Below are 12507 nucleotides of genomic sequence, written 5' to 3'. Positions count from 1 at the left end.
CTCTTCGGCGGCATCGGCGCGCTCTTCGGCTTGTTCGGCCTGCTGTTCGTGGCCATCGGCGTCGTCCGCGGGTCGCGCCGCCTCGTCACGACCGGCGGGTTCGTCCTCCTCGCCGGAATTCTGGCCGGGAGCCTCGTCGCGGCACCGCCGGAACTCCTGATTCCTGGCGCGATAGCGACGGTCCTCGCGTGGGATTTCGGCGAACAGGCCATCAACGTCGGCGAGCAACTGGGCCGCGAGGCGGACACGCGGACGCTCGAAATCATGCACGCCGCATCGAGCACCATCGTCGGCGTCGCCGCCGGTGCGCTCGGCTACGGCGTGTATCTGGTCGGTGGCGGCGGTAAACCCGTGACAGCGCTGGTGTTCCTGCTGATCGCGACGTTGGCGCTCACGTCGGCGCTGCGGGCGTGAGAAAGAAAAGATCGATTTTCCTATTCGACCGTCGGCACGGGAACGCTGTCCAGCACGGATTCGATGATTTCGTCCTTTCGAACGTTGTTCACCTTCGCGTCCGGGGTCAGGACGACGCGGTGGGAGAGGAGGGGGTAGGCGACGCGTTTGACGTCGTCGGGGGTGACGAAGTCGCGGCCCTTCATGGCGGCGCGGGCGCGTGTCGCTTCGAAGAGGCGCTGGGTCCCGCGGGGGGAGACGCCGACCTCGACGCGGCGGTCCTCGCGCGTCTCGCGGGCGATGGCGGCCATGTATTCGAGCAGGTCCTCCTCGACGCGCACCGTTTCGGGGACGGACTGGAGGGCGGTGACGAGTTCGTTGTCGAGGACGCTCTCCATCGTCGGACTCTGACTGTCACGGCCCGCACGGCGGCGGAGGAGTTCGATCTCGCCGTCGAGTTCGGGGTAGCCGAGGCTGGTTTTGACGGCGAAGCGGTCCACCTGCGCTTCGGGGAGCGGGAAGGTCCCCTCCTGTTCGACGGGGTTCTGCGTGGCGATAACGAAGAACGGCTTCGGGAGTTCGCGGGTGTCGCCGTCCACGGTGACCTGTCCCTCCTCCATCGCTTCGAGGAGCGCGGATTGTGTCTTCGGCGGCGCACGGTTGATCTCGTCGGCGAGGACGACGTTGGCGAAGATGGGGCCTTCGTTGAACTCGAACTGGCGGTCCTGTTCGTTGAACACGTGCGTTCCCGTCACGTCTGCCGGGAGTAGGTCCGGGGTGAACTGTACGCGGCTGAACGAGAGGCCCAGCGCGGAGGCGAAGCTCCGCGCGGTAAGCGTCTTTCCGGTTCCGGGCACGTCTTCGAGGAGGACGTGGCCTCCTGCCATGACGCCGAGGAGGACTGTTTCGAGGAATTCGCGGTCGGCGATGACGGCAGTTCCGATCGCATCGAGGACGGATTCTGCCTTGGTATTCGCGTCTGTAACGTCCATGAAATATCACGCAACGGCCATCGATTTTAATGTGGTGGTCCGATAGGTTCCCGTGACCTAAATCGAAACCCATAAAGTGCAAAACGCAGTACTGGAAAGTGAGCCGAGATAGCCTAGCCCGGCCAAGGCGGCAGATTCGAAATCTGCTGTCCTCACGGACACGGGAGTTCAAATCTCCCTCTCGGCGCTTTTCCAAACACGACTCGACCAGTCGAAACGCTCGTGATCGACACAACCTGGAAGCACCTTGACTCCGTACCCGTTCCATGAACGTTGACGTGTACGACTCGCTGGACGGACAGTGTGCACTCGTTACGGGGGCGAATCGGGGGATCGGTGCGGAGATCGCGGCGGGACTAACTGTACTCGGTGCGCGGGTGTATGCTGGAGCGCGGAATCCGGACGAAGTCACGGCGACGGACCAGCGGGCCGTCGAACTCGACGTAACCGACGGGAACACGATTCGGGGGACAGTGGAGACGATCGTCGACGAGGAGGGGCGACTCGATATCGTGGTGAACAACGCCGCGACGTACGGGCCGACCGGGAAGTTGGAGTCGCTGTCGGACAGGGAGATCGAGACGACGCTCCGGACGAACCTCCACGGGCCGATGCTCGTCACGAAACACGCGCTATCGTTGCTGACCGAGCGCGAGGGTGGGCGTGTCGTGACCCTCTCCAGCGGCTCGGGACAGTTCGACGGCGGCATCGATACCGGCCATCTCCCGTACGGCGTATCGAAAGCCGGTGTGAACGCGTTCACCGACGCGCTGGCGGTGCAGTATCCCGACCTCCTCGTCAACGCCGTCTGCCCGGGGTGGGTGCGAACCGAAATGGGTGGGTCGAGTGCCCCGCGGAGCGCCGAGACGGGTGCCGAAACGCCGGTCTGGTTGGCGCGCTTCAAATCCGGCGGCCCGAGCGGGCGGCTCTGGCGGGACAAAACCCTCGTCGAATGGTAGCCGTTCGAACGGCTTCGGTATATTGCTAGACAATCTCACGGTTGCATAACGATTATTATGTTCGCCAAAATACGTGAAGATACACCCAACTGACCGAATCCGAGTGACAATCATGACCACCACCGCCCAATCGCGTCCACTGCACGCCGTCCTCGTCGAGGCCGGAGTGTCCGCGTTTGGGATTTCCGCATGGATGGCTCTGTATGGAGCATCCAAGGCGAATCTTCCATGCGGACGCGACGGGTGGTATGGTCTGACGGATGTTCACCGCATTCGGACTGCACCCACGCTCGTCGCGTAAGGCGGACGCCACTGCCACCGACGGCGGGTGCTTTCTTCGATTCTCCACGATCGAGGAGCCCCGACTCCGTGCGGGTCCGGGCCATCAGTTGGCTCTTTTCGACCCTACCGTCCGGCACCGGCGTTCGTCCTACCAGTGTGTAATTTCGGGTGTCGAGTGTCGTCAGCCGAATCGGTTCGGCGGATTCGGCCGACGACCTCGATCCGCGGACAGCCGTGACCGGAACGGGTACGGCTCCGCAACCGTCCGACCGTCGTTGGGGTGTCCCCGTGACACCCCACCGTGAGAGGCCTCGCTGGCGAACGTCCAGAGACATCTCTCGACCTCGTCGAGCGAATCTCGTCTCGTATCGGCCCCGTTGTCCCCTCGACCCGTTCCGCCGCTCCCGTCGGGTAGTGGTCTACCCCGTCCGCGTCGCTGGCCCCACCGGTCCAGCGATCGGGTGTCGCGCGTTCGATTCGCGCGGGAGCAGTATGTCACAGGCACTCCACCCAGTGACGGTCACTGCTGAAGTGACGGTGTTAGTTCCGCGTGGAACCGATGGCACGCTCACGACGGCGGCACGAGGCGTGCTCACGAAAATAGAGTCGGTTCGAACCGTCCACGACGTCGCACACGCCGGATTCCGTCCCCGAGCGACGGACATCGCGGTCGATGTCGTCGCCGAACTGACCGTCTCCGAAGCGCGCGACCGGGAGGCTATCGCGGTCGCTCTCGGGAACGGATTCGGCGTCCGTGCGGTGACCGTCACCGCGATCGAAACGAACTGCTAAAATTCAGTGGAGTTCGACGATACCGGAACCGCGGACGACGACGGTGTATCCGCCGTAATCGAACTCGACGCTGGTGACGGTTGGAACCCGGCCGTCGTAGTTGGGTTCGAAGAAGTCGTCCAACGCGTCGGGGTCGATCCGTTCGTAGAGCGGCGCGACGTTCTGGAGGTCGACGTTCTCCTGCTCGGAGACGGCGCGGATGACTGCCTCGCTCACCTGCTCGTCCTCCCGAACAGCAAACTGTCGCGGGGGCGATTTCGCCGGTATCGTCGGTTCTGGGGGTGTCAGTTGGCTTCCCGGAGACATGGTTCGGCTACTATCTGTTGGCAACGACATTGTATAAAAAACCCCACCATCCGGACTGAGCGTCGGTAGATGGGATATATATCTCAGTTCAAATATAGGATGATGATCTTCAGACAGTTCAGAAAACGCACTATTTTGCATAGATATATACCGTATAAAATCGCCACAATTAGTATGGAATCCGGATTAACCGACGAAGATTTCAGACAAATCAAACGCTTCGCAGAGACACCGCGACACGAGCGAACGCCGGACCTCCTCCGTGCGATAGAGAGTCGGAAATCGAGAACCGAAACGGAAGACGAACAGGAATAAGAGAACCGCACGACTCCTCCGCCCGAAACCGGGGGGTTATCCTTTGCTCGCTCGGCTCGCCGGTTCGTCAGTTTCGGCTTCGATGGGTGAGCGAATGAGGTTGCCCCACTCGGTCCACGACCCGTCGTAGTTACGCACGTCCTCGAAGCCGAGCAGTTCGTGGAGCGTAAACCACGTTATCGACGAGCGCTCGCCGATACGGCAGTAGGTGACGACGCCGCTGTCGCCCGTGATGTCGTGGTCCTCGTACAGCGCTTCGAGTTCGTCGCGTTCCTTGAACGTCCCGTCGTCGTTCAGGTTCTCGCTCCACGTGATGTTCGTCGCGCCGGGGATGTGACCCGCTCGTTGTGCGGTTTCCGGACTCCCCTCCGGTGCGATTTTCTCGCCGCGGTATTCGGCCTCCGACCGGACGTCCACGAGCGGGAGGTCGAGCTCTATCGCGTCCTCGACGCCTTCGCGGTAGATCCGGAGGTGATCGAACGGGCCGCCCGCGTCGTACTCCGCCTCGGGATACGACGGCACCTCGTCGTCCGTCGGATAGTCGTTTTCGAGCCAGTACTCACGTCCGCCATCGAGGAGATACACGTCGTCGTGGCCGTAGTACTTGAACTGCCAGTAGGTGTAAGCCGCCCACTGGTTCGACTCGTCGCCGTAGAGGACGACGGTGCTATCGTCGGCGATACCGTGTTCACCCATCATCTCGGCGAAGTCGTCCTTCTTCAGGATGTCCCGCTGGAACGAATCCTGGAGGTGCGGCCCCCAACGGAACCCGATGGCACCGGGGATATGCGTCTCGGCGTAGGACTCGTCGTACTCGATGTCCGCCTCCACGAGTCGGTACTCGGGGTCGTCGCTCCCGAACTCGTCGAGATGGTCGTCGACCCACTCGGCCGTGACGAGAACGTCGCTTCGCTCGGTCTCTGACATACGTCTCGTTCGTCTCCTTATTTCCACTTAGGGATGATGGGCACGTTACCGCGTGGTGGTACGTTCGACCGTTCTTCGGTTCCGTTCCGGCGCAACAATCCTTATCCGCGAAAGTCCCGTAGCCGGAACGGCATGACCGAGTATCACGCGGTACTCGTTTTCGATGGGGACTGTCCGTTCTGTTCGGCCGCCGCGTCCGCGCTACGACGGGTGCGCGGCGTCGGTGCGATTCCGTGGGATGCGGAGGCGACCCAGTCGTTTCTCGAAGCGCAGTTCGATGCGACACCGTTCGCGTTGGTGTTCGCCGATGACGAGGAGGGTCGAGTGTACGTGGGGAGGGAAGCGGCCCGCGAACTCTGTGAGCGGGCGGGGGTTCCGACGCTGATCCGCGACGTCGTCGGCGACAACTACGAATCCATCGCGGACACCATCCGAACGGTGACGGGGGTGGACGGTGACCCCGATCCGTACCACGGCGTCTATCCGATGGCTGTCGACGCCCGCGAACGGTTCGACGCCTTGGCATCGAACGCGGATTCGATGCCGATAGCGGTGCGGGACGACTGATCGTGCACCCTCGTGTGGTTTGCATCCTTCCCGAAGGTTAAGACTCACCTCTCCGTAGCCCCGGTATGTTCCCGGATATCGACTATCTCGACTGGATCACCGGTCGCCCCGAAGCCGCCACGCACGACCTCGGGTCGAGCGACCTGCGGCGCGCGGTGCCGGAACCGGACGGTATCGTGCCGCCGAAACTCGCCGACTTGCCGTCGCCGCCGGACGACCTCGACCTCGAAACCATCATCGCTGACGCCTACGACGTCGGCACGGAGAACGTCCTCGTCACGGCCGGTGCCACGCACGCGAACTTCGTCGCCATGGCCGCCGCGCTCGGCGGGAAGGGAGACGGAGCGGGCGAAACGGACGGTGGCGACGACCGTCCACCGCGCGCGTTGGTCGAGAAACCGGGCTACGAACCGCTGGTGGCGACGCCGGAGGGACTCGGTGCGACGGTGGACCGCTTCCGTAGACCGGCCGAGGACGACTACGGACTCGACCCCGGGCGAGTCGAAGCGGCAATGAGCGACGGAACGCGCTGTATCGTCGTCACGAACCGCCACAACCCGAGCGGGAGTCGGGCGAGCCGCGAGACCATGGCGGAAGCGAGTCGCGCCGCCGCGGACAACGACGCCACTCTGCTCGTGGACGAGGTGTACGCGCCGTTCTGTGCCGACGAGGCCAGCGTCTTCGGCGGCCCGACCGCCGCCATGCTCCCGAACACGGTCATTACGAACTCGATGACGAAGTACCTCGGGTTCGGCCCGGTTCGCGTCGGATGGCTCGTCGCGGACGCCGACTTCGTCTCCCGCGCCCAGTCGGTCATGTTCCACGTCCCGGCGATATCGGCCCCAGGGATGGCGCTCACCCGCCGTGCACTGTACGACGAGACGGAACTCGCCGAAGGGTCGCGCGACCGAATCGAGGAGAATCGGGAACTCCTTGCGGAATTCGTCGAGGAGCGCGACGACCTCTCCGGGGCCGTCCCGTCCGGGTGTACCTACGGCTTTTTCTCCCACGAGTCGGCCGACGGGGACGAGGTATCGGAAGCCGCGTGGGAGGAGGGAATCCTTGTCGTTCCCGGACGGTTCTTCGACGACGGCGACAGCTTCCGATTGAGTTTGGGGCTGGACAACGAGACGGTCCGTGCGGGGTTGGACGCGTTCGGCGACGTGCTGGACGACATCGCGGAGTGAGACGCTCGTTGCGAGGATCGAGGTGTCAGTGAGACGTTCGAGACATCGGTTACTAAATACAAGCGATATGATTCGTATGCGAAATGCGTCAGACGACTCTCATCCACCCGATAGGTTCATTCCGCCGTGGTCTGCCAAGAGTTAAGACCCGCCCATACAATCTCATGTTCATATGGACGGTATGGATGGAAGCCCAGCGGAAATCACGACGCTCGTCGGCCGGGAGGTTTACTCCAACAACGGAGTCTTCGTCGGAGAAGTGGACGACGTTCGTCTCGATTTGAACGAAACGGCAGTAACAGGTCTCGCGCTCGGGGGAATCAACGACGAACTGTTCGGCGACCGCATCACGCCGGGACGCGGCATCATCGTGCCGTACCGGTGGGTGCGCGCGGTCGGCGACGTCATCCTCATCAACGATGTCGTGGAACGGTTGAAGCAACCGGAAGAGGGAGAAAGCGAAGAAGCGGTCGTCTAATTCAGTTCCCGTTCGATTCTCCATCGACGCCCATCGCGTCGAACAGTTTCTTCTTGACTGCTTCTTCAGTGAGCGAGAGCAGGGTGTCGCGGTTGTCCTCGTTGGTCTCGATACCGGTGAAGATGCCGAGCGGGATTTCCGCGCTGGCCTGCGTCGAGTGGCCCGCCGCTTCGCCGATGGTGTCGAAGGCGTCCTGTAGCACGTTACCGATGTTCATCCGGATGTCCTTCGACCGGGCGGCGAGGTAGATGGTGTCGTCAGCGATACCGAAGACAGCGGACGTGGTGATGCCTTCGAGGTTGAGCAGGTGTTGGGCGGCCTGCGTGAGCGCATCGCGGTCGCGGATGAAACCCGCGTTGCTGACGAGATGACTGCCCTGCACCTCCCGGTTCGTGATGGCCTCGGCGAGCACGTCCAGCGTCTCTGGCGACATCGACGGCGATTCGACCTGTTCGAGCGTGTCGTGGTTGGCGAACGGGTAGAGGTACGCCGCCGCGGTGAGGTCGGCGGGCGTCGTGTCCCGCTTGAAGTCGAGCGTCTCGGCCCGGATACCGTACAGGAGCGCCGTCGCGACCTCCTCGCTCAGGTTGATATCGAACTCCTGAACGTACTTCGTCATGATCGTCGAAGTCGAACTGACGTTCGGCCGCACGTCCGAGAACCCCGCTTCGTACTCCGATTCGGGTTCGTAGTGGTCGATGAGGATATCGACCGGATGGTCGAGTTCGGGCTGTGTCGCCCGCATGTGATCGACGAGGGCGAACGTGTCGTAGGAGTTCACGTTCACTTCGTCACGCTGGATCAGTTCGATACCGAGCAGGTTGACGAACGCTCGGTTCTCCTGGTGTCCGATCTCACCGTGATAGAGGATGTCCGCTTCGACGCCGAGGCTTTCGGCGATCGTCTGGAGTGCGGCCGCGCTGGCGATGGAATCCGGATCAGGATTGTCGTGCGTGAGAATCGCGAGTTTGCTCGACGTGCCCTCGATGACGGCGGACAACTGCCGTGCCTTGTACTCCAACTCGCCCGCTTCGAGCGAGCGAAGCGCGGAGTTGGCGATAACCGTCGACGGGTTGATCACCACGTCCGCGCCCATCTCGGTGAGTTCGTCGGCCGACACCGGATCACTCGCACGGACCACGGTGAACCGTTCGCCACCTCGGTCCTGCAGGTTCGAGACGGCTTCCTTGTTGGCCGCGACGTCGGACGAGAGGATGAGGACGACGTCGCGGTCGGCAACGTCTTTCGCGGCCGATTCTTCGCGGATGTCCCCGCTCTGCGCGTTCAAATCCTGGTCGCGGAGCGCCTCGACGCGATCGCTGTCCCGGTCAATGATGAGAACTTCTTTCCCCTGTGCAACAAGTTCCTCGGCGACGGCGTAGCCGACGCTCCCACAACCCAAAATGGCGTACGAAGACATCGAGGAGATAGTTATCCCGGCGCTCATTACTACTGGGCCGTTGCCCCGGCCGGTACTTAATCCTCCCGGAGCGCCGTTGAAACCAGTCCACGCCCAGCTTTACTCATCCGTGAGAGTGATCGATCCATCATCGAGATAGTAAAAACGAATGTCACCAACCGCGGTGATAATACTGAACACACCCGATACGGGAGCCGACTGTTTCGCTTCCCCGTCGGCGACTGACGGAAGTGAATCTGTGATGTCCGCCGAAGGGTTGACGAACGTGTACGTGACCCGAGATGGTGGGATATCACCGCCATCGACGACATCTCTTTCGCCGCCGATTACGTGGCCTTCACCCTCTGTAATTCCGGGCGCGAAAGCTCGGTGTCATCGGCAGTTACTGACCTCGTTTTCGGGCCGATTTTTCACATCGTTTTTCACCCCAAACCGGGACACTGCGATTCGAAAGGAAACGTATTTACGTCCCACCCGACTTTTTCAAAATGCGTTGGGCCGGTAGCTCAGTTAGGCAGAGCGTCTGACTCTTAATCAGACGGTCGCGTGTTCAAATCGCGCCCGGCCCGTTTCTACGACGAACTGATTCGTGAGTCGTGGCTTTTCGGCTATTTCGAGGAGAGCACCCGCTCACAGTTCATGGATCAGCAATTCCAACAAGCCCTCGGGATACGACAGCCAATTGTCGTCCGGAAAATCGGAAAGCGGCTTCCAGAACGCTTCGAACGTCTCGTCCATGGCTTCGATCGATTCGTAAACGTCTCCTAAAAAGGTACGGTCGTCCCGCTCCGGTGAATCTCAGGGACGGAGGGTGATGGTTCGCGATTTGCCGCTGCCGTTAACCGAGTATTCGATACCCACGTCGACCGTTTTGCCAGCCATGTCCACGGGTGACCCGCTCGCGCGGAACTGATAGAGGTTGATGGTCGCGGACGAGTCGGACGAGAGAACCGCTTCGACCGATGCACTGTTGCTGAAGCCATCGGTATCAAGATCGATGGACCCGGGAAGTGACATTCCGCCGTTGATGTCGGTGACGCCGTTCTGCACGTCGGCGTCGATGGCAAGTTCGCTGACCCACTTGCCCTCGCTGTAGGAGTGGTCGCGCAGTTCGTCGATGTCGTCGTTCTCCGGTTCGATACCGATGCTCCGAATCGTCGTGTTCGACCCGGATTTGTTCGTGAGGCTAAACGTGATTCCCGACCGTTCCTCGTTGTCGTCAGCAGGGGTATCGACCGCTCCGGCGTCCTTGTTGTAGGCGAGATAGCCGCTCTGAGAAGGAGCACTCGAATCCTGTGAGGACGTGTTCGAACCGTGCGATGGAATGATCGAATCCTGCGAAGGGGCGCTCGAACCGGACGAGGCGCTACTCCCCGTGAACGAGGATGACCCCATCGCCCCGCTGTCGAGTCCGTAGCTCACGGTGAAGTCGACCGATTCGCCCGCCATATCGACCGGGGAGCCGTCCGATTCGAACTGGTAGAGATGGACGGTCGCGGAGGAACCGGACGAGAGGACCGCCTCGGTCGAGGCACTGTCGCTGAATCCGTCCGAACCGAGATCGATGGTCGTCGGTAGTGACGTGCCACCGTTGAGGTCGGTAACGCCGTTCCGCACGTCGGCGTCGATGAACAGTTCGCTGACCCATTTACCCTCGTCGTAGGAGTGGTCGCTGAGTCCGTCGATGTCGTCGTTCGCCGGTTCGATTCGCACGTCCTGAATCCACATGGACGAGTCGGCGTCGTTCGTGACCGTGAACGAGAGTCCGGACCGTTTCCCGTTGTCGTCCACCGACGCATCGACGGCGGCGGCGTCGTCGTGGTACAGGAGCGCGTTGTCCGCGGCCGCGTTGTGCGACTGCGTGATGAGGCCGTACTCCCGGAAGAATTCACGAACAACGGCGGTGGTGTTCTGGACCTGTGTGGCGATCGATCGGTCGTACTCGTACGTCGATTCGATGATCATCGCGGGCGTGTTCAGATCCGCGCCGACCTTGTGTTTGAGCATCGGCCGCGAACCGTCCGGACTCATCGCCCCGCTGTACGCGAACGTCGAATCGGTGATGACGTTCTCGTTCATGTACGAGACGAGGCGCTTGCGGTAGGCAGTCGCGTTCCCCGCCGCCGTGGAGAAGATACCCTGCCCGACGCCGTCGCCGTTCTTGTAGATACCGTGGGAACTGTGCATGTCGATGAGGAAGTCGATGTCCTCCGACACTGCCACGTTCCAAATCGCTCGGGCGAGTGGCGTCGTCGGCGTCTTTCCCGGCGGGAACTGTCGATTGAGGTCGATATTGTGCTTGTTGTGGTTGTCGTACGTCCGCGAGTTCCGTTCGATTCCCCACTGGTTGCATCTGGGAATCACGACCATCCGTCCGGCGTCGATGTCCCAATTCATGATCACCTCGGCCGATTTGTACCCGTTCGCCTCGCTACCGTGTATTCCGCCGGTGAGCATCACCGTCGGACCGGGGTTCCCGCTGTCGATTTCGTACACCGTCGTCTCTTCCGCCGTTCCTTCCATAATCGAATAGCTCGAACGAGAGTTGCCGCTCGAACCCGCGGAGACACCCCGCGAACCGGCGGCCAATCCCCCTACCGAACCGAGTGCAAAGATACCCGATTTGAGATATGTGCGTCGATCGACCTCGAAATCCGTCAAATCTGATGAAGGGCTATTTCGTGGCATGGTTTGATCGAATCTGAAATGATTCTTATCATATCATGTCTTCTTTATTGAGATACCTCCTTGGATTTACATGCAAATCTATTATAAGTCTCCTCGCTAACAGATCGTGTTTACTGTTGTCACAGTAACGCGGTTTCATTGCCCCTTTGTCACGGTAACGCGGTCCCGTCGCCCCCTTTCGTGCAAAGGTATTACTGGCGACCGCTCGTCCGCGTTAGCTGAACGATGGCTCTCTCACCCCTGCTGGTCTTTCTCGGCGCTTCGCTCGCGCTCATCGCCATGCCGGGCCCGGACACGATTTGCGTTCTTACCCGCGGTATCGAATACGGACGGCGGGCAGGCGTCCGGGCGGCGTCGGGCGTCAGCACCGGAGTTTTGGTTCACACGACTGCGGCAGTGCTGGGTCTCTCCGTCCTCCTCCGAACCTCTGCGGTCGCCTACTCCGCCGTCAAACTCGTCGGTGCCATCTACCTCGTCTTTCTCGGGATTCAGACGCTCCGGTCGGACGACGGACTGACGTTGGAGAGCGAAACGGATATCGAACGCACCGAAAACAGCTTTCGGCAGGGCGTCGCCGTGAACGTCCTCAACCCCAAAGTCGCGCTGTTCTTCCTCGCGTTCCTTCCACAGTTCGCCGGAACCGGGTCGAACACCGACGTTCGGATGGCGTTGCTCGGCCTGACCTACGCCGTGTTGACGCTCGTATACCTCTCGACGGTTGCCTTCGCGGCACAACGCGTGGGACGGGTCGTCCGTGAGAACGACCGCGTGAACCGCGGCCTCCAGTGGCTCGCGGGGAGCGTCTTCGTCGGCCTCGGAATTCGATTGGCACTGCCCGAGCACGTCGGATGAAACACGAAACGAAAAGCGAAGTTCGAGGTCGGAATCGGGTGATTACTCGCCGGGGCTATAGTTCGGCGCTTCGTCGGTAATCATCACGTCGTGTGCGTGGCTCTCCTGCTGGCCGGCGGGCGAGATGCGGACGAATTCCGAGCGCTCCTTGAACGACGGAATCGTCTCCGCACCGACGTAGCCCATGCCGGACTGCATGCCGCCGACGAGTTGGTGGAGTTCGCTTTCGAGGGTTCCCTTGTACGGTTTGGCCGCCTCGACACCTTCGGGGACGTACTCGTCCTCGTCCTGCGGTTCGTCCTTGAGATAGCGGCTGCCGTCGCCGCTCTTCATCGCGCCGACGCTGCCC

14 protein-coding genes and 2 tRNA genes are annotated in these 12507 nt (G+C 61.6%); 10 read left to right on the top strand and 6 right to left on the bottom strand.

Annotated elements, in window-relative coordinates; all coding sequences use genetic code 11:
- A partial coding sequence (locus WBV42_RS00640; protein WP_423984326.1) for a DUF7519 family protein occupies positions 1 to 414 on the top strand: 414 nt, incomplete at its 5' end.
- A 20-nt stretch (positions 415 to 434) separates the two neighbouring features.
- Here WBV42_RS00640 and WBV42_RS00635 read toward each other — a convergent pair.
- On the bottom strand, positions 435 to 1385 hold the full coding sequence (locus tag WBV42_RS00635) for an AAA family ATPase (RefSeq protein WP_066147803.1): 951 nt from the start codon (positions 1383 to 1385) through the stop codon (positions 435 to 437).
- 102 nt (positions 1386 to 1487) lie between these two features.
- Between WBV42_RS00635 and WBV42_RS00630 the strand changes: the two genes are divergently transcribed.
- From WBV42_RS00630 to WBV42_RS00620, 3 genes are all read left to right on the top strand, one after another.
- Positions 1488 to 1572 (top strand) — tRNA-Ser (locus WBV42_RS00630).
- 79 nt (positions 1573 to 1651) lie between these two features.
- Positions 1652 to 2344 carry an SDR family NAD(P)-dependent oxidoreductase gene (locus WBV42_RS00625; RefSeq protein ID WP_423984325.1) on the top strand — a complete coding sequence of 231 codons (693 nt, stop codon included), beginning with the start codon at positions 1652 to 1654 and terminating at the stop codon, positions 2342 to 2344.
- 774 nt (positions 2345 to 3118) lie between these two features.
- Entirely contained in the window at positions 3119 to 3418 is a 300-nt protein-coding gene (locus WBV42_RS00620; protein ID WP_423984324.1) for a hypothetical protein, read from the top strand.
- Between the two features lie 3 nt (positions 3419 to 3421).
- On the opposite strand, the gene WBV42_RS00615 is transcribed toward WBV42_RS00620, so the two are convergent.
- Positions 3422 to 3724 carry a HalOD1 output domain-containing protein gene (locus tag WBV42_RS00615; protein WP_066142601.1) on the bottom strand — a complete coding sequence of 101 codons (303 nt, stop codon included), beginning with the start codon at positions 3722 to 3724 and terminating at the stop codon, positions 3422 to 3424.
- 174 nt (positions 3725 to 3898) lie between these two features.
- On the opposite strand from WBV42_RS00615, the gene WBV42_RS00610 reads away from it, so the two are divergent.
- Entirely contained in the window at positions 3899 to 4039 is a 141-nt protein-coding gene (locus WBV42_RS00610) for a hypothetical protein (RefSeq protein WP_190303734.1), read from the top strand.
- Between the two features lie 36 nt (positions 4040 to 4075).
- On the opposite strand, the gene WBV42_RS00605 is transcribed toward WBV42_RS00610, so the two are convergent.
- Positions 4076 to 4966, bottom strand: coding sequence for a sulfurtransferase (locus WBV42_RS00605; RefSeq protein WP_423984323.1), 891 nt, complete (start codon positions 4964 to 4966; stop codon positions 4076 to 4078).
- A 132-nt stretch (positions 4967 to 5098) separates the two neighbouring features.
- On the opposite strand from WBV42_RS00605, the gene WBV42_RS00600 reads away from it, so the two are divergent.
- From WBV42_RS00600 to WBV42_RS00590, 3 genes are all read left to right on the top strand, one after another.
- Positions 5099 to 5533, top strand: coding sequence for a DCC1-like thiol-disulfide oxidoreductase family protein (locus tag WBV42_RS00600; RefSeq protein WP_423984322.1), 435 nt, complete (start codon positions 5099 to 5101; stop codon positions 5531 to 5533).
- Between the two features lie 65 nt (positions 5534 to 5598).
- Positions 5599 to 6720, top strand: a complete 1122-nt coding sequence (locus tag WBV42_RS00595) for a pyridoxal phosphate-dependent aminotransferase (protein ID WP_423984321.1) — start codon at positions 5599 to 5601, stop codon at positions 6718 to 6720.
- 181 nt (positions 6721 to 6901) lie between these two features.
- Positions 6902 to 7198, top strand: coding sequence for a PRC-barrel domain-containing protein (locus tag WBV42_RS00590; RefSeq protein WP_253229063.1), 297 nt, complete (start codon positions 6902 to 6904; stop codon positions 7196 to 7198).
- A 1-nt stretch (position 7199) separates the two neighbouring features.
- Here the strand turns inward: WBV42_RS00590 and WBV42_RS00585 are convergent, their stop codons facing one another.
- Positions 7200 to 8645, bottom strand: coding sequence for a DHH family phosphoesterase (locus WBV42_RS00585; RefSeq protein WP_423984320.1), 1446 nt, complete (start codon positions 8643 to 8645; stop codon positions 7200 to 7202).
- 468 nt (positions 8646 to 9113) lie between these two features.
- Between WBV42_RS00585 and WBV42_RS00580 the strand changes: the two genes are divergently transcribed.
- Positions 9114 to 9187 (top strand) — tRNA-Lys (locus WBV42_RS00580).
- Positions 9188 to 9416: 229 nt separating this feature from the next.
- Here the strand turns inward: WBV42_RS00580 and WBV42_RS00575 are convergent.
- Positions 9417 to 11141 carry a succinylglutamate desuccinylase/aspartoacylase family protein gene (locus WBV42_RS00575; RefSeq protein WP_423984319.1) on the bottom strand — a complete coding sequence of 575 codons (1725 nt, stop codon included), beginning with the start codon at positions 11139 to 11141 and terminating at the stop codon, positions 9417 to 9419.
- Positions 11142 to 11531: 390 nt separating this feature from the next.
- On the opposite strand from WBV42_RS00575, the gene WBV42_RS00570 reads away from it, so the two are divergent.
- Positions 11532 to 12158, top strand: a complete 627-nt coding sequence (locus WBV42_RS00570) for a LysE family translocator (protein ID WP_423984318.1) — start codon at positions 11532 to 11534, stop codon at positions 12156 to 12158.
- 42 nt (positions 12159 to 12200) lie between these two features.
- Here the strand turns inward: WBV42_RS00570 and WBV42_RS00565 are convergent.
- The coding region (locus WBV42_RS00565; protein ID WP_423984317.1) for an IMP dehydrogenase at positions 12201 to 12507 on the bottom strand (307 nt) is incomplete at its 5' end.

Source organism: Haladaptatus sp., from assembly GCF_049589095.1.
Lineage (GTDB): Archaea > Halobacteriota > Halobacteria > Halobacteriales > Haladaptataceae > Haladaptatus.
Note: the sequence above shows the minus strand (reverse complement) of the source record. Positions and strands in the feature narration are given on the sequence as shown.